At 61.1% G+C, this 16,225-nt stretch carries 12 protein-coding genes and 3 pseudogenes; 9 read left to right on the top strand and 6 right to left on the bottom strand.

What is annotated here, in order from left to right:
- Window positions 1-84: 84 nt before the first annotated feature.
- Both P3T23_RS38150 and P3T23_RS38145 read left to right on the top strand, forming a co-directional pair.
- Complete coding sequence (locus tag P3T23_RS38150) at window positions 85-1,011, top strand: AraC family transcriptional regulator (protein WP_429321228.1); 927 nt, start codon at window positions 85-87, stop codon at window positions 1,009-1,011.
- A 956-nt stretch (window positions 1,012-1,967) separates the two neighbouring features.
- Window positions 1,968-2,195, top strand: a complete 228-nt coding sequence (locus P3T23_RS38145) for a LysR family transcriptional regulator (protein ID WP_429321227.1) — start codon at window positions 1,968-1,970, stop codon at window positions 2,193-2,195.
- Between the two features lie 283 nt (window positions 2,196-2,478).
- On the opposite strand, the gene P3T23_RS38140 is transcribed toward P3T23_RS38145, so the two are convergent.
- Entirely contained in the window at window positions 2,479-3,411 is a 933-nt protein-coding gene (locus P3T23_RS38140; RefSeq protein ID WP_429321226.1) for a LysR family transcriptional regulator, read from the bottom strand.
- Between the two features lie 201 nt (window positions 3,412-3,612).
- Here P3T23_RS38140 and P3T23_RS38135 point away from each other — a divergent pair.
- The 3 genes and pseudogenes from P3T23_RS38135 to P3T23_RS38125 form a co-directional block, all read left to right on the top strand.
- A pseudogene (locus P3T23_RS38135) lies at window positions 3,613-4,401 on the top strand (putative hydro-lyase); the annotation flags it as partial.
- 152 nt (window positions 4,402-4,553) lie between these two features.
- A complete protein-coding gene (locus P3T23_RS38130; protein WP_429321225.1) occupies window positions 4,554-5,861 on the top strand; it encodes an MFS transporter in 1,308 nt (435 codons plus the stop codon).
- A gap of 50 nt (window positions 5,862-5,911) precedes the next feature.
- Window positions 5,912-9,544 (top strand): hydantoinase B/oxoprolinase family protein, encoded by a 3,633-nt coding sequence (locus tag P3T23_RS38125; RefSeq protein ID WP_429321224.1) that lies wholly within the window; start codon window positions 5,912-5,914, stop codon window positions 9,542-9,544.
- Between the two features lie 382 nt (window positions 9,545-9,926).
- On the opposite strand, the gene P3T23_RS38120 is transcribed toward P3T23_RS38125, so the two are convergent.
- Together P3T23_RS38120 and P3T23_RS38115 are read right to left on the bottom strand one after the other, a co-directional pair.
- A complete protein-coding gene (locus tag P3T23_RS38120; RefSeq protein ID WP_429321223.1) occupies window positions 9,927-11,507 on the bottom strand; it encodes an isocitrate lyase in 1,581 nt (526 codons plus the stop codon).
- Between the two features lie 144 nt (window positions 11,508-11,651).
- A complete protein-coding gene (locus P3T23_RS38115) occupies window positions 11,652-11,918 on the bottom strand; it encodes a hypothetical protein (RefSeq protein WP_429321289.1) in 267 nt (88 codons plus the stop codon).
- On the opposite strand from P3T23_RS38115, the gene P3T23_RS38110 reads away from it, so the two are divergent.
- On the top strand, window positions 11,866-12,096 hold the full coding sequence (locus P3T23_RS38110) for a tyrosine-type recombinase/integrase (protein ID WP_429321285.1): 231 nt from the start codon (window positions 11,866-11,868) through the stop codon (window positions 12,094-12,096). The two genes, P3T23_RS38115 and P3T23_RS38110, sit on opposite strands and share 53 nt — an antisense overlap.
- 15 nt (window positions 12,097-12,111) lie before the next feature.
- Here P3T23_RS38110 and P3T23_RS38105 read toward each other — a convergent pair whose 3' ends face one another.
- Entirely contained in the window at window positions 12,112-12,810 is a 699-nt protein-coding gene (locus P3T23_RS38105) for an IS6 family transposase (protein WP_429321222.1), read from the bottom strand.
- A gap of 197 nt (window positions 12,811-13,007) precedes the next feature.
- Between P3T23_RS38105 and P3T23_RS38100 the strand changes: the two genes are divergently transcribed.
- Both P3T23_RS38100 and P3T23_RS38095 read left to right on the top strand, forming a co-directional pair.
- Window positions 13,008-13,280: a hypothetical protein gene (locus P3T23_RS38100; RefSeq protein WP_429321221.1), complete on the top strand. Its 273-nt coding sequence runs from the start codon at window positions 13,008-13,010 to the stop codon at window positions 13,278-13,280.
- Between the two features lie 97 nt (window positions 13,281-13,377).
- Window positions 13,378-13,635: pseudogene (locus P3T23_RS38095) on the top strand (IS6 family transposase); the annotation flags it as partial.
- Window positions 13,636-13,750: 115 nt separating this feature from the next.
- On the opposite strand, the gene P3T23_RS38090 reads toward P3T23_RS38095, so the two are convergent.
- Complete coding sequence (locus tag P3T23_RS38090; RefSeq protein WP_429321220.1) at window positions 13,751-14,743, bottom strand: hypothetical protein; 993 nt, start codon at window positions 14,741-14,743, stop codon at window positions 13,751-13,753.
- An 82-nt stretch (window positions 14,744-14,825) separates the two neighbouring features.
- Here P3T23_RS38090 and P3T23_RS38085 point away from each other — a divergent pair.
- Window positions 14,826-15,245: pseudogene (locus P3T23_RS38085) on the top strand (ISKra4 family transposase); the annotation flags it as partial.
- A gap of 80 nt (window positions 15,246-15,325) precedes the next feature.
- On the opposite strand, the gene sucD reads toward P3T23_RS38085, so the two are convergent.
- Complete coding sequence (sucD, locus tag P3T23_RS38080) at window positions 15,326-16,207, bottom strand: succinate--CoA ligase subunit alpha (RefSeq protein WP_429321284.1); 882 nt, start codon at window positions 16,205-16,207, stop codon at window positions 15,326-15,328.
- Window positions 16,208-16,225: the final 18 nt, after the last annotated feature.

The following is a 16,225-nucleotide window of genomic DNA, read 5'->3' as shown; positions in this document are numbered from 1 at the left end:
TTGAATCAGCCCTATGGAGGCTGGTCCATAACCAAACGGCGCTAAAAAATAGCGGTTCGTCTCAATCTGCCATAGGTTACGGTCATGCATGCGTTGAACAATTGGTTGAAAGCGATCCGCGCGGACGGCTTGGTTCTAGTGCGCACACGCGTGGCGGACCCATGGGGTTTTGCAGTACTACCGCGCGAAGCGGTAGTGTTCCATTTCGTGGCCGAAGGACGTGCTTTCGTACGTCAACCCGAGACGGAAACTATTGAATTGCAGGCTGGTGAACTGGTCTTGTTTCCGCGCGGCAGCGCACACGAAGTGGTGCATTCTCGGCGAGGCAAAGCCATGCCACTGGAAACGTTCCTGGCTATGCGCAATGGCGTCGTCGACCGCGACCCAAAGGCCACCACGCTGATTTGCGGCCAGTTCGACATGGACCTGCACCTTGCTCTTCCCGCTTTGCGGGCGCTGCCACAAGCCGTGTCGCTCCGCGCCGGAATGGAACCCGGATGCTCACCGCTGAGCGACACGCTGCGCATGCTTCGTAACGAAGTAGAGACGCCGAACTTCGGTAATCAGATTGTGGTGCGTAACCTGCTGTCGTCCTTGTTCGTCTACTTCATGCGAGATTGGGCCGAAGCTACTTCGCCCGCAGCAAACGGCTGGTTTGCGGCCCTGCGCTCGCCGCACATGACACGGGTTCTCGCGCGCATACACGAAGCGCCCGAACGTGCGTGGACACTAGAGGATCTCGCCGAAGAAGCTGGTTTGTCGCGCGCAACTTTCGTCCGCAACTTCAGTAGCTCAGTAGGTGAATCGCCGCACGGCTATCTAATGCGCTGGCGCATGGGCATTGCCGCTCGGCTGCTCGAGCAGACCGACTTGCGAGTTCGCGATATCGCATCGCGTGTTGGATATCAATCAGAATTTTCGTTCAGCCGCGCCTTCAAATCGACTAGAGGCATCTCGCCAATTCAGTATCGACACTCGAGCTCCGTCAATTTGCCGCCGTCAGAAGTATAGGATTTTCTCGCGCCGGTTTAGCAGCAGTCGCAGTGTCGGCAGTCTCGTCGCTAGTCCGCCCTTGTCGACTCCCATGATCGACGCGGAGGCTGAAACTGGACGTTCCTATCAAGTGTCCCCGTCATCGCTCAAAAACAGGCGATCCCAGTTGCGTCTCTGGAAAGTTCAAACTTAAGTGAACCACAGGTTCAACGTTGACTGAGCAGCACGCCGGGAAAGCCTTGTGCTACCGACGCAATCAGTTCGAATCTACTTGAATCTCAACAGCAGATTCGTTCCATTCCTGCGAATTCCGATCTGATGGACGTCACTTATTGTTCGCCCCCCATTCCACCCGATCCTGTTCGCGCGTGGCTCCATTTGTTGCGCCGCTGCTGGCTCTTTCGCGGCGACCACTCGCTGACTATTTTGATGGTGACCCGCGACGTCCGCCTGCAGGAGTCACTATGTTCCGTAGCATCTTTCAGCATGCTCGCCGTGTTCGCGTGCATTTCATCGCCTCTCTCTACAGCCGCACGATCTGCCGTAGAGGCTCATTTCTCGCCGTGACAGCGACGGCGGTATTTTTGGTGCTAGCTTACGTGTACGCGCCAGGTAGCGCTCGCGCGAACCTGGCGCTCTGTCTTAAGTCGCTCGCCAAAGAGCCTGCAGAACATGAAAGTGTTGATTCACGCACGTCTGCGTGGCGCGCGATTGAGCGTTGCATCAACTAGCGTCACCACCAAATCGCGCACGCCTCCTCTCCAGGCGCAGCAGTGCAATTGATAGACATCAAACAGGAATTAGAGGTCTGGTCTGGATAATTACACATGCTCTGCGGAGCAAAAAACGCTTATCCGCCGAAGACGATTGACGAGATCAGGTAGGTTGCCCGCATAAGTAGCGCTCTGAACGATACAGTGTCCGGCAATGCATTCTCCTCCATGTGGGACGTGAAAAACTGACCGCTTACAAATATGCCGCCGGCAATGCCACCGAATTGCTACAGCGGCTACTCGGCGGCTGACGGTGCGCTGACAAAAAGCGTTACAACAGCTGGAGACGTTCTATTGGATTGGAGTCTGGGCACGTTTGTGGTGGCCGGCAAGCACCTTCACACATCGCAAACCAATGGGTCTCCGCGAATTCGCGAGCTCGAAGGCGAGCTGGAAGTTCTGTTGTTTGAACGAATCGGACGAGCCTGAGCGGTTTGTTCGATGGACCGCCGCTTTCTCTGGACAAGTGCTTGCAATACATAGCTGATGCATTGCTCGGACAACTGATGAAGAGCTTGCAGTGGCGGTGCTGGTGCCCTGCCAACGATTTACGTTCGATCCGCTGGCCGCGAATGACCGGTAAGTCGGAAGCAGCGGCCATTCAGCTCGGCCCTGCCACTGTCTCTTCATGGCCGCATACCGCCCTCTGCGGATGCTCAATGTCCCCTTGCCCAGAGCCTACCAATTTGCGGCAGTCCGCAAAAGCCGACCGTCATAGCCGCTCGATCAGCCGTCTATCCCCCTGCTCACAGTATTCATGACACGCTGCACGTGCCGCGTTCGCCGCGCCGTGCACGAAAAGCGGCGCATCCGCGCGTCGGGACATCGACACCACGATGGACGGCGGCGAAGGCTGCAGTGGCAGTTCGACCACTTCACCGCGCGCGATCAGATCATCGACGAACAGGCGCGGAATCGCCGCCACGCCGAAGCCGTCGCGTACCAAACGCACAATCACCGAAATCGACGGCGAGCCGGTGATGCGCGTATCCGCGAGCGGCACGCCGTTGGCTAGCGCGAGCTTGCCGACGATGTCCTCCAGCGCGCGATGCGGTGCCGTCCCGCGCCCGAACGTCAGGATCGGATGACGCAGCACGCGTTTCGCGAGTCCGCTGCGCGACAGCGGCAGCAGCCCCGCGCGCGCAATCCAGTGCACCGGATAATTCGCCAGCGCATCGCATACCACGGATTCCTCGTCGCTGCCTTCCACGCGGATGATGAGATCGAGTTCGCCAGCCATCAAACGCCGCTGCAACACCACACTCACATCCACCGCGAGCTCCACTTCGAGCTGCGGAAAGTCGTCCGAGAGTCGTCGCATGTAATCGGCGAGCCAGCTATGCACCACCGTCTCGATCACGCCGAGCCGCAGCTTGCCGCGCATCGCGCCTTCATGCGACGCGGCGGCCTGCAACTGACGCGTCGCCTCGACCACGGCCTTGGCGTAGCCGAGCAGATATTCGCCGTTCGGCGTGAGCCGGAATTCGCGACTCTCGCGATCGACGAGCACGGTGTGCAATTCGTCTTCCAGCGCCTTCAGGCGCTGCGAGATCGCGGCAGGCGTGGCGTGCAGCGCCGTCGCCGTGGTCCGGAAGCTGCGCAGCTTGGCGAGCGTGACGAAGGTTTCGAGAAAGCGCGTATTCATAGCCGAAAGATGGCAGTTGCTAGCGGGACAAACCGCTCCAAAAAACTCAACGTGATCGGGGAAAACCCGCGATTTCGTTAAGAAATTCTATCCATCGGAGGCAAAGAAAACTAGTTGGCGTAAAAAAATCTTCTTTTCTATGCTTCGCCTGACGGTAGGAAAAACGCAGCCACCGTAGACAAACCGACGCAAACCCGCCAGAGCACCGCTGACACCATGACTCCATTCGAATTCCGCCAGGCCGTACGCCATCGCGACTTCCGTGCCCCGACGGCCGGATACTGCGGCGACTACGCGCAAGCCAATCTCGCGATCCTGCCCGCCGCGCATGTGCACGATTTCCTGCGCTTTTGCCATGCGAATCCGAAGCCGTGTCCGCTGCTCGGCGTGGGCGAGCCTGGTGACTTCCGCGTGCCGATGCTCGGGCGCGACATCGACATCCGCACCGACGTCCCCGCGTACAACGTCTATCGCGACGGCATGCTGAGCGAGCGCGTCGAATCGATCGAAGCGTTCTGGCAGGACGATTTCGTCGTGTTCGCGATTGGCTGTTCGTTCTCGTTCGAGCACATGCTCGCGAAGGAAGGCATCGGCCTGCGCCACGTCGAAGAAGGCCGCAACGTCCCGATGTACCGCACCAACATCCCGAACCAGCGCGCGGGTGTGTTCGGCGGCGAACTCGTCGTGTCGATGCGCCCGCTTCGCGGCGCCGACGCGATCCGCGCCGTGCAGATCACGAGCCGCTTTCCTGGCGTGCATGGCGCGCCCGTGCATATCGGCGATCCGGCGGAACTCGGCATTGCCGATCTCGCGCGCCCCGAGTTCGGTGACGCGGTGACGATCCGCGCGGGTGAACTGCCTGTCTATTGGGCTTGCGGTGTGACGCCGCAAACGGCGCTGATGGCCGCGAAGCTGCCGCTTGCGATCGCGCACGCGCCGGGCCACATGCTGATGACGGATATCACCAACGCGTCGCTGGCTATTTTCTGACCGTCTCGACGGCGCGCGCCGCGCCGTCGCGCAACAAGCGATTCACAGCACCTTGAAGCCATCCGGCCGCGCTGCCCGGAGGGAATGACGCATCCCTACGCTCGTGCATGGCTTCAATCGTTACCCATGCGTCTATCTCATAGGAGCAACAGATGGACAGCAAGACACTCACGGCAAGCGTCGACGATGCCGCCGACATGCCGGCAACCCCGGCAAGCCCGCAACTTTCCTGGTACGCCGAAGCCGGTCCGCGCGCCCGGCGCGCGTTCTGGAGCTGCAAGGTCGGCTACATGCTCGACGGCATGGACACCCAGATGCTTTCCTTCGTCATCCCGACGCTCGTCGCCACCTGGGGCATCTCGCTCGCGGACGCGGGCTTTATCGGCACCATGACGCTGCTGTCCTCCGCGCTTGGCGGCTGGATTGCGGGGATCCTTTCCGATCGCATCGGCCGCGTGCGCACGCTGCAGCTCACCGTCCTGTGGTTTGCGGTATTTACGGGCCTGTGCGGCCTCGCTCAGAACTATGGCCAGTTACTCGCGGCTCGCGCGTTGATGGGCTTCGGCTTCGGCGGCGAGTGGACAGCAGGCGCGGTGCTGATCGGCGAAGTGATCCGCGCCCGCGACCGCGGCAAGGCGGTCGGTCTCGTGCAGTCGGGCTGGGCGCTCGGTTGGGGCATGGCGGCCCTGCTCTACGCGGTGCTGTTCTCCGCGATGGCCCCTGAAATCGCGTGGCGCGCGTTGTTTCTGATCGGGCTCGTCCCAGCCCTGCTCGTGCTCGTGATCCGCCGCTACGTGAAGGAACCGGAATTGTTCGAGCAGGCCAGGGTCCAGCAGCGCGACGCACACGACACGCCGCGCTTCACTGAGATCTTCGCTCCCGGGCTGCTCCCGACGACGCTGCGTGCCGCCCTGCTCACGACGGGCGCGCAGGGCGGCTACTACGCGATCACGACCTGGCTGCCCACCTTCCTCAAGACCGAACGTCATCTGACGGTGATGGGCACGGGCGGCTATCTGGCGACGATCATCGCGGGCTCGTATGCGGGCTATCTGTGCAGCGCGTGGCTCACCGACCGCCTCGGCCGCAAGCCGAACTTCATTCTGTTCGCAGTGGGCTCGATGGCGATTGCCTTCGCGTACACCTCGTTGCCGCTCACGAATGCATCGATGCTGTGGCTCGGCTTTCCGCTCGGCTTTTTCGCGTCGGGGATCTTTTCCGGCATGGGCGCATTCCTCACCGAACTGTTTCCGACCCGTGTGCGCGGTTCGGGTCAGGGCTTTTGCTACAACGTCGGCCGCGCGATCGGGGCGCTGTTTCCGGTGCTGATCGGCGCGCTGTCGAGCCGTTTCGGCCTAGGCACGAGCATCGGCATGTTTGCCGTGGCCGCGTATGGCGTGCTGATCATCGCCGCGCTCACGCTGCCTGAGACGCGCGGCCGCGAACTCGAATCGGCCTGATTTTCGCCTTGCGCCTTCCCTCATCACTCTCGCCTCACGAACACGACACAATGAATCACACTCTCGCCTCCGATGTTTGCACGCCGTCCCGCTGGCAGTTCTGGATCGACCGCGGCGGCACGTTCACCGATATCGTCGCGCGCCGCCCGGACGGCTCGCTCACCACGCACAAGCTGCTTTCCGAAAACCCTGAGCAGTATCGCGATGCGGCCGTCGCCGGGATTCGCCATCTGCTGGGTCTGCGAGCCGGCGAACCCATCACGCCGCGCGACGTCGAGATGGTCAAGATGGGTACGACGGTCGCGACCAACGCGCTGCTCGAACGCAAGGGCGAACCCGTGGCGCTCGTCACCACGCGCGGCTTCCGCGATGTGTTGCGGATCGCGTATCAAAACCGCCCGCGCCTGTTCGATCTCGACATCGCGTTGCCGGAGGCGCTCTATGAGCGCGTGGTGGAAATCGACGAACGCGTGAGCGCGCAAGGCGAAGTGGTCGCGACGCTCGATCACGCGGCCGCGGAGCGCAGGTTGCGCGAGGTCTACGATGCCGGCATCCGTGCGCTCGCGATCGTGCTGATCCACGGTTATCGCCACACGACGCATGAAAGCGAGCTCGCGGCTATGGCGTGCCGCATCGGCTTCACGCAAATCTCGGTGTCGCACGAGGTCTCGCCGCTGATGAAAATGGTTTCGCGCGGCGATACCACCGTGGTCGATGCGTACCTGTCGCCGATCCTGCGCCGTTATGTCGATCAGGTCGCCAGCGAAATGCCGGGCGTGAACCTGCAGTTCATGCAGAGCAGTGGCGGACTGACGCGCGCCGATGTCTTTCAAGGCAAGGACGCGATTCTCTCCGGTCCGGCGGGCGGGATCGTCGGCATGGTGCGCGCGGCACAGGCAGCGGGCTTCGAGCGCGTGATCGGCTTCGACATGGGCGGCACGTCGACGGACGTCTCGCACTTCAACGGCGAGTTCGAACGCGTCTTCGAAACGCAGGTGGCAGGCGTGCGGATGCGCGCGCCGATGATGAGCATCCATACCGTGGCGGCGGGCGGTGGCTCGGTGCTCGGCTTCGACGGCGCCCGGCTGCGTGTCGGCCCCGATTCGGCGGGCGCCAATCCGGGTCCCGCGGCGTACCGGCGCGGCGGCCCGCTCGCGGTCACCGACTGCAACGTGATGCTCGGCAAAATCCAGCCCGACTACTTCCCGCGCGTCTTCGGTCCGCACGCGAACGAACCGCTCGATCGCGAGGTCGTCGCGCAACGCTTTCGGAGTCTCGCCGATGAAATCTTTGCGGCAACGGGTCAGCGGCGCACGCCGGAAGACCTCGCGGAAGGTTACCTGGAGATCGCCATTGGCAGCATGGCAAACGCGATCAAGAAAATATCAGTGCAACGCGGCCACGACGTCTCGCAGTATGTGCTGACGACTTTTGGCGGCGCGGGCGGCCAGCATGCGTGCGGTGTGGCGGACGCGCTCGGGATGACGCGGATATTCGCGCATCCGCTCGCGGGGGTCCTCTCCGCTTACGGGATGGGCCTCGCGGATCAGACAGCGATGCGCGAGCGGGCGCTCGAAATCGCGCTCGACGAGTCTTCGCTTGCAACGCTGGAAGCCGCCCTCGATGCGCTCGCCGCCGCTGCGACCAGCGCACTGCTCGAACAGGGCGTGGACGCCGCGCGTATCACGACCGAACGTCGAGTGCATCTGCGCTATCAGGGCACCGACTCTTCGCTCGCAGTGCCGGCGGGCAGCGTCGATGCGATGCGCGCCGCTTTCGAAGCCGCGTATCGCCAACGCTATGCGTTCCTGATGGCGGATACACCGCTCATCGTGGAACTCGCTTCCGTCGAAGCGATCGGCCATTCCGACGCTCCGGTCGATGCTGGCAACCTGCGGGAGCGCGCGGCAGGCGACTTCCCTCATGCGCAGACGGTCGTGCACATGTATTCGGGCGGCCGCTGGCACGACGCGTCGCTCTACCAGCGCGAAACGCTGTGCGCTGGCGACATGCTCGACGGCCCGGCGATCATCGCTGAAAAGAACGGCACGACCGTGGTCGAGCCGGGCTGGCAGGCGGCGCTGACGGAGCAAGGCAATGTGGTGATGACCCGCGTACAGCCGCTGCCGACCCGCCGCTCGATCGGCACCGAGGCCGATCCTGTGCGCCTCGAGATCTTCAATAATCTGTTCATGTCGATTGCCGAGCAAATGGGATTGCGTCTGCAAAACACCGCCTATTCGGTGAACATCAAGGAGCGTCTCGACTTCTCGTGCGCAATCTTCGATGCCGCGGGCAATCTGATTGCGAACGCTCCGCACATGCCCGTGCATCTGGGATCGATGGGCGAGAGCATCAAGACGGTCATCGAGCGAAATCGCGGCGCGATGCGCGACGGCGATGTGTTCATGCTCAACGATCCGTATCACGGCGGCACGCATTTGCCCGACGTGACGGTCATCACGCCCGTGTTCGCCGACGGTTCGGCCGAGCCGCTCTTCTACGTCGGCTCACGCGGCCATCATGCGGATATCGGCGGAATCACGCCCGGATCGATGCCGGCGGCCTCGTCGCATATCGAAGAAGAAGGCGTGTTGATCGATAACTGGCAGCTCGTCTCGGCGGGCGCGCTGCGCGATGCCGAAACCCGGGCTCTGCTTGCGTCGGGCCGCTATCCGGCACGCAACGTCGCGCAGAACATGGCCGATCTGCGCGCGCAGATCGCGGCGAACCAGAAAGGCGTGGACGAGTTGCGCCGCATGGTCGCGCAATTCGGCCGCGACGTGGTGCTCGCCTTCATGCAGCACGTGCAGGACAACGCCGAAGAAGCAGTGCGCCGCGTGATCGGCGCGCTCAAGGACGGCGCGTACCGTTACGAACTCGATAACGGCGCGGTGATCGAGGTTGCCATTCGCGTCGATACCACGACGCGCAGCGCCACCGTCGACTTCAGCGGCACTTCCGGACAACTGCCGAACAACTTCAATGCGCCGAAGGCAGTCTGCATGGCAGCCGTGCTCTACGTGTTCCGCACGCTCGTCGGCGATGACATCCCGCTCAATGCGGGTTGTCTGAAGCCGCTCTCGGTGATCGTCCCGGACCGCTCGATGCTCAATCCCGTCTATCCGGCGGCGGTGGTCTCGGGCAACGTGGAGACTTCGTCCGCGATTACGAATGCGCTCTATGGTGCGCTGGGCATCGTGGCGTCGAGTCAGGGCACGATGAACAACTTCACGTTCGGCGACGCGCGCTACCAGTACTACGAGACGATCGCAGGCGGCAGCGGCGCGGGCGAAGGCTTCAGCGGCGTCGATGCAGTACAGACGCACATGACGAACTCGCGCCTGACCGACCCCGAAGTACTCGAATGGCGCTATCCCGTGCGGCTCGAGTCGCACCTGATCCGCGCGGAGTCCGGCGGCGCCGGACGTTGGCGCGGCGGTAACGGTGCGATCCGGCGCATCCGCTTTCTCGTGCCGATGACCGCCTCGATTCTTTCGAACAACCGCATTCATGCGCCGTTCGGTGCAGCAGGTGGATGCGCGGGAAGGCGTGGCAGCAATCGCGTCGAGCGCGCGGACGGCGAGGTCGTCGCATTGGGCCATATCGCGAGTGTCGAGATGGCAGCGGGCGACGTCTTCGTGGTGGAGACGCCAGGTGGCGGCGGTTTCGGGGTAGCGTAATCGCGTTGCGGCGGGCCGTGCGTGCGTCACGGCTCGCGGTCTGCGCTGAGCCCGTCGCACTGCAACTGCTGTGGAGCCGCCGGAGTACACAGGGCCACTCGCCGACAGGCGCATCCGCCATTTCATCGCGTGAATGTCCGTGGCACTCCGAGACGCGCCGTACAGGTCGCGGGATGATGACCGTCTGTGACGGGTCGGGCTGTGTCCGTCGCGTGGCCCCTGAACAATGATCAGTGCGCCATCCTCAGTCTACCGAGCCACACGTACAGCTTCTGAATGGAAGTGCACACGAAAATGTTTGACGAGAACCCCGCGAGCTATCTCGCCGGATAAAAAAACGCCAACCCGAAGGGTTGGCGTTTTGCTTCGGGCATTACTGGTATCAGAACTGGTTCATGGTGTTGTCTTTACCCGCCGCTTTCAGGGCCGCTTCGCCGCTGAAATACTCCTTGTGGTCGTCGCCAATATCCGAGCCGGACATGTTCTGGTGCTTGACGCAGGCGATGCCCTGACGGATTTCCTTACGCTGCACGCCAGCCACATAACCCAGCATGCCCTGGTCGCCGAAGTATTCCTTGGCCAGATTGTCGGTCGACAGTGCGGCGGTGTGGTAAGTCGGCAGCGTAATCAGGTGGTGGAAGATACCTGCTTCGCGCGCCGCGTCGGCCTGGAAGGTGCGGATCTTTTCGTCGGCGGCGATCGCCAGTTCGGTCTGATCGTATTCCACGCTCATCAGCTGGGCGCGCTCGTATGCTGACACATCCTTGCCTGCGGCCTTCATCGCGTCATACGCCTGCTGCCGGAAGTTCAGGGTCCAGTTGAACGATGGGCTGTTGTTGTACACCAGCTTGGCGTTCGGGATGACTTTGCGAATCTCGCTGACCATGCCGCCGATCTGGGCGATATGCGGTTTTTCGGTTTCGATCCACAGCAGGTCAGCGCCGTTTTGCAGCGAAGTGATGCAATCCAGTACGCAGCGCGCTTCGCCCGTACCGGCGCGGAACTGGAACAGGTTGCTTGGCAGGCGCTTAGGACGCAGCAGCTTGCCGTCGCGCTTGATGATGACGTCACCATTGTCCAGTGCGTCGGCCGATATTTCGTCGCAATCGAGGAAGGAATTGTATTGGTCGCCCAAGTCGCCAGGTGTGTTGGTCACGGCGATCTGCTTGGTCAGGCCGGCGCCCAGCGAGTCGGTACGGGCCACGATGACGCCGTCGTCCACGCCCAGTTCCAGGAAGGCGTAGCGGATGGCGCGGATCTTGGCCAGGAAGTCCTCGTGCGGCACGGTGACTTTGCCATCCTGGTGGCCGCACTGCTTCTCGTCGGACACCTGGTTTTCGATCTGAATGCAGCACGCGCCCGCTTCGATAAACTGCTTGGCCAGCAGGTAGGTGGCTTCGGCGTTGCCGAAACCCGCGTCGATGTCCGCGATAATAGGCACGACGTGGGTGACGTGGTTGTCGATTTTTTCCTGGATGGCGGCCTTGGCAGGGCCTTCGGCAGCGTCCAGCTGACGGAACAGGCCGCCCAGTTCACGGGCGTCGGCCTGGCGCAGGAAGGTGTACAGCTCACGGATCAGCGCGCTAACCGAGGTTTTTTCGTGCATCGACTGGTCCGGCAGCGGACCGAACTCGGAGCGCAGAGCGGCCACCATCCAGCCGGAGAGGTAAAGGTAGCGGCGGTCGGTGCTGTTGAAGTGCTTCTTGATTGAGATCATCTTCTGCTGGCCGATGAAGCCGTGCCAGCAGCCAAGCGACTGGGTGTACTTGGACGAGTCGGCATCGTAGGCGGCCATGTCGGCGCGCATGATCTTTGCGGTGTACTTGGCGACGTCCAGGCCCGTTTTGAACTTGTTCTGAGCACGCATGCGTGCGGCAGACTCGGGATTGATGGCATTCCACGCGCTGCCCTGTTTCTCCTTCAAACCAGCAACTGCCTTGATGTCGTCTTGATATTGGGTCATGTGTATCTCCTAAGAGCAAAGCGCATTTCAAAAATAGTTGGGTGTGCCGCTACGTGTGTCGAAGCGAACTGCATGACTGAATTGTAGGGCCGTTTTGACGCGCCGCATCAATGTCTTATATAAGACATATAACATAAATTTTTATTATTTTTCAATAACATACGCAATAATTATTGCGATGTGAAACATGTTTTCAAAGCGCGGGAAAATGATGCTGCGGAAATTCGAGCTGAATTCCACAATGTGAAGCGTGCTCCCGGTTGTTGGAGGCAGGACAAGCACGGATGGCTTGAGCAACGATAGCTCGCGGGATGATTTAGTAGACGTCGGTTTCGACGAACAGACGTTCCAACGCGCGATCAAACGCGCTGCGGAAGACGCCAGGCTGACCAAGCGGGTGACGTCGCTCACCTTTCGCCATTCGTTTGCAATGCATCTACCGGAATCGGGATGCGACATCCGGACGTTGCAGGAGCAGCTTGGTCATAGCGAGGTATCGACTACGGAGCTACCTGCACGCACTGAATCGCGGTGGACGTGGTGTCAATGGTTTTGTCGCGATAACGATTGCAAGTTGAGCAACGCCTGATATGACTAGGACTACTTATGCCGCCAACGAATAGAACTGCTCGGCGAAAGTTTGTGGGGTGTCGTTGTCTTTCATCTGCCCCTTGGCGATCATGTGAGCCACCTCGATGCCACCGAGTAGGATGCGTGCGCACCGGAAATTCTTGAACCCGAGCATGGGGCGGGTACGCCGCTTGATCGCGCAATGGTCTTGTTCGATGATATTGTTCAAGTACTTCGTCTGCCGGATCTTGATGGGCGTTTCGCGGTCGGCATTGATGGCTTCCAGCGCAGCCAGATTGGCGCCGCTTTTGTCGATGGTCACCGTCTCGGGTTCGCCATTCTGGGCGATTGATTTTTCGAAATACCGCCGCGCCGCAGTCTTATCCCGATGGGCCCGCAGCATGAAGTCGATGGTGTTGCCGGTCTTGTCGACGGCGCGATACAGATATTTCCATTGGCCATTGACCTTAATGTAGGTCTCGTCGACGCGCCAACTCTTGCCGACGGGGCGTTTGCGGCTGCGAAATGCTTTTTCCAGCACCGGCAGCAGCTTGAGAGCCCAACGATGCACGGTTGAATGATCCACTGAGACGCCTCGTTCCGCCATCATTTCTTCCAGGTTTCGCAGGCTCAGCGGATAGGCCACATACCAACGCACGCAAGTCAGGATCACATCAAGCGGGTAACGCAGGCGTTTGAGCACGCAGGCCACGGTCGGATTCAGCGTCTTCATCAAGCTTTCAGTCGTTCATCTTGTTCCGAACATCATAGTCGATCGCCTTATTGCAACAGAACCGGATTTCGCCTGTCTCACCGACGGTAGCGAAACAAATCTACAGCCATTAAGCTGACAATAAGCTTGGGCCTCTTATCCTGATGATGACGCGAAAGCAATTCGCTCACTTCCTTTTTTTTGAATGGAGGCCTGACATGTTGCATCACATTACTGCCACTACCCGAACCATTCTTGCCATCATCACCCTGACTGGCCTCGTTTCCATTGATCACGTCGTCACATCACACAGCAGTCCTGTAAGTGCGCCCGAGCAAACGCAGACGACTCTCACGGATGACGCCGCGGGATCACCGATGGACGCGGGCAATGCGCCGCTGTCCTCGCTGCAGCTCGCGGTGTTGCTTGAAGGATTCAGCTGGCAGGCGCTCAACGATGCCGCACAATCTGCATACGCGCGCACTCCGTAACGTCAGGGAGGCTCGCCGCACGGCGGGCCTTTTTCCGTTCCGTCGCATTAGGCCACGCTGCTATTGTGGGCGTCCCAGGACGAACGATGTTTCGACTATGACGACCCCGAACGCCGCTGTGAGCAAGGTGCTCAAGCGACTGCATTACCCGCTGGATGTGATGCTGACTTATGTGCGCTGGTATGTGGCCTACCCGCTAAGCCTGCGTCACCGGGAAGAAATGATGTCAGAGCGATCCGTGTCGGTCGACCATTCGACCCCGCATCGCTGAGCGATCAAACTGCTGCCAGTTCTCGAGAAGGCGTTACGGTCGCGCAAGCGTTCGGGAGGTAGAAGCTGGCGAATGGACGAGACGGCGTGGTTCAAACCCCGTGTTTTTTTGCGTTACACAGACGAGCTGACTCATCCTGCGTTTTCAGGCTGGATTAATATGTAATGCGAATCACATTTTGGTCTGCGACTTCGGACAATCAGCTTTGCCGAGGCTGAAGCGGTCCGAGTCCGAGTAGCGTCAGCCAGTGCGGATGATCTTCCCCCGTCATCGCTTCACGCGGACTTTTGCCGAGCCGCTTGCCGCACCGGCTGCGCATGAAGCGGCGGTGATTGACGAAGAACTGCAGCAGGCCCAGCCAGGCGCGACTACCGTTCAGATGGCGCCGCAACGTCAGGCAGTTGCGCAGCCGGGAGTTGAGGTTTTCAACCAGTGAGCTGCTGCGTGGCGTGCTCTGCATGGCTTGCGAGACCGCGCTCCAGACCCCGTAGAACTTGCGCCCCATGGCGGCATGCAGCCGGTTCCAGCCGTGCCAGAAGGCGCCCGAGGTGTCGGGCCATGCGCGTTTCTGGCTGGCGCGCAGGCCCGTGCCGGCGTCGGCAATGGTGTAATCGGGATTCAGTGCGCGCGCCTTCAGGTCGAGCAGATGGACGGCCCAGGTGTCTCCGTCGCGATGATCTTCGGCGGCCAGCAAATAGCAGTAGGTCGAGGCAGCGTCAATGCCGGCGAGTACGGGCTGCGAGCCCTGAAAAAGCTCGTCATGCAGTCCGACCCGGATGGCCGACAGATCAACACTGTCATTGATGGCGACGGCGTGCTGCGCCGCCCGCTGGTGGATATTGTGCACGGTGCCCAGACTGATGGACACGCCCAGCACATCATGCATGAATTCCACGACACCGCGCATCGAGGCGTGAGCGATCATCGTCAGCCCGAGCGTGGCCTGCTCCAGCCAGCGCCGGGTGACCGGCAGCGAGAACAGCACCGGGTCGGCGTCGTCGGTCTGCGTCGGCGAGAAGAGCTCATCCAGCGCCGCGCTGGCCTTGCGCATCTGCCGGTAGACGAGCGGGCTCACGCCGTGCCGGGCGGCCAGGGTGCTGACCGGTTCGGTGCCCGCCAGGGCCCGCACGGCGATCATCTTGCGCTCGTTGGCGACCAGCTTTACGGTTGCAGCGCAGGCGGATAGCTTCATGGGGGTGTCGCGAGGAAAAATGGGGCACTATTATCTCGCGCCTCGCCATTCGACACCTCGTGTGTAACGCAGGCTTGAACCACGCCAAAGCCTCAAATGGAATCTCTGGCACGGCAATGTCCCGCACGCCCTGCAACGGATTGATGACCTGGGCGACGATCTGGAGATGCTGGAAGAGAACCCGGCAAACAAGAAAAAACTGGAGAAGGCAGTACGGGAATTCCGCACCTATATCGGGGCCAACCAGGCGTTCATTCCGAACTACGGCAACCGCTACCGGCACGATGAGACGATTTCCACGGCGTTTGTCGAGTCGACCGTGAACTACGTGGTCAGCAAGCGCTTTGTGAAAAAGCAGCAGATGCGTTGGACCCAGCGCGGCGCGCATCTGCTGCTGCAAATCCGCGTGCAGGTCCTCAACGACGATCTGCGGAAAACCTTCGCTCGCTGGTTTCCGGGAATGAGAGCGGAAGAACCAGCGGCGCTAAAGGAGGCGGCATAAAGACGCCAGCCCCCAGAATGGTTCACTCTCCATCGACATCCGTCCGGATCCCTCGATAATAAACGACAAGGCAGTGTCTATCAGGTTACCGCCTTCAGAAGACGCGCCATTTCCGACGGGTTCTTCGTGACCTTGATGCCGCAGGCTTCCATGATTTCCAGCTTCGCTTCAGCCGTATCCGCACCGCCCGAGATCAGCGCGCCGGCGTGGCCCATGCGCTTGCCCGGAGGCGCCGTGACGCCAGCGATGAAGCCGACCACCGGCTTCTTCATGTTGTCCTTGATCCAGTACGCTGCGTTCGCTTCGTCCGGACCACCGATCTCGCCGATCATGATGACGGCGTCCGTTTCCGGATCGTCGTTGAACATCTTCATCACGTCGATGTGCTTCAGACCGTTGATCGGATCGCCGCCGATACCGACCGCCGACGACTGGCCGAGGCCGATCGCCGTCAACTGGCCGACTGCTTCATACGTCAGCGTGCCCGAACGCGACACGACGCCGATGCGGCCCTTGCGGTGGATGTGACCCGGCATGATGCCGATCTTCAGTTCGTCCGGCGTGATCGTGCCCGGGCAGTTCGGTCCGAGCAGCAGCGTCTTGCGGTTTTCGCGACGCATACGGTCCTTGATCTCGATCATGTCGCGGACGGGGATGCCTTCCGTGATACAGATCGCGAGATCCAGATCGGCTTCGACCGCTTCCCAGATCGCAGCAGCGGCGCCTGCCGGCGGAACGTAAATCACCGACACGGTCACGCCCGTTTCAGCTTTGGCTTCAGCGACGCTGGCGTAGATAGGAATGCCTTCGAAATCTTCGCCAGCGCGCTTCGGGTTCACGCCTGCAACGAACGCTTCGCGGCCGTTTGCGTATTCACGGCAAGCACGCGTGTGGAACTGACCGGTCTTGCCGGTGATGCCCTGCGTGATGACCTTGGTGTCTTTGTTAATCAGAATCGACATGTATTGACCTCTGTTCGT

The sequence above is a fragment of the Paraburkholderia sp. GAS448 genome (assembly GCF_050435685.1).
Taxonomy (GTDB): Bacteria; Pseudomonadota; Gammaproteobacteria; order Burkholderiales; family Burkholderiaceae; genus Paraburkholderia.
This window is presented reverse-complemented; position numbering and strand designations above follow the sequence as displayed.

Coding starts and splice junctions, on each gene's coding strand:
- P3T23_RS38150 (WP_429321228.1), top strand. CDS start 85: ATGCATGCGTTGAACAATTGGTTGAAAGCGATCCGCGCGGACGGCTTG.
- P3T23_RS38145 (WP_429321227.1), top strand. CDS start 1,968: ATGCCGCCGGCAATGCCACCGAATTGCTACAGCGGCTACTCGGCGGCT.
- P3T23_RS38140 (WP_429321226.1), bottom strand. CDS start 3,411: ATGAATACGCGCTTTCTCGAAACCTTCGTCACGCTCGCCAAGCTGCGC.
- P3T23_RS38130 (WP_429321225.1), top strand. CDS start 4,554: ATGGACAGCAAGACACTCACGGCAAGCGTCGACGATGCCGCCGACATG.
- P3T23_RS38125 (WP_429321224.1), top strand. CDS start 5,912: ATGAATCACACTCTCGCCTCCGATGTTTGCACGCCGTCCCGCTGGCAG.
- P3T23_RS38120 (WP_429321223.1), bottom strand. CDS start 11,507: ATGACCCAATATCAAGACGACATCAAGGCAGTTGCTGGTTTGAAGGAG.
- P3T23_RS38105 (WP_429321222.1), bottom strand. CDS start 12,810: ATGAAGACGCTGAATCCGACCGTGGCCTGCGTGCTCAAACGCCTGCGT.
- P3T23_RS38100 (WP_429321221.1), top strand. CDS start 13,008: ATGTTGCATCACATTACTGCCACTACCCGAACCATTCTTGCCATCATC.
- P3T23_RS38090 (WP_429321220.1), bottom strand. CDS start 14,743: ATGAAGCTATCCGCCTGCGCTGCAACCGTAAAGCTGGTCGCCAACGAG.
- sucD (WP_429321284.1), bottom strand. CDS start 16,207: ATGTCGATTCTGATTAACAAAGACACCAAGGTCATCACGCAGGGCATC.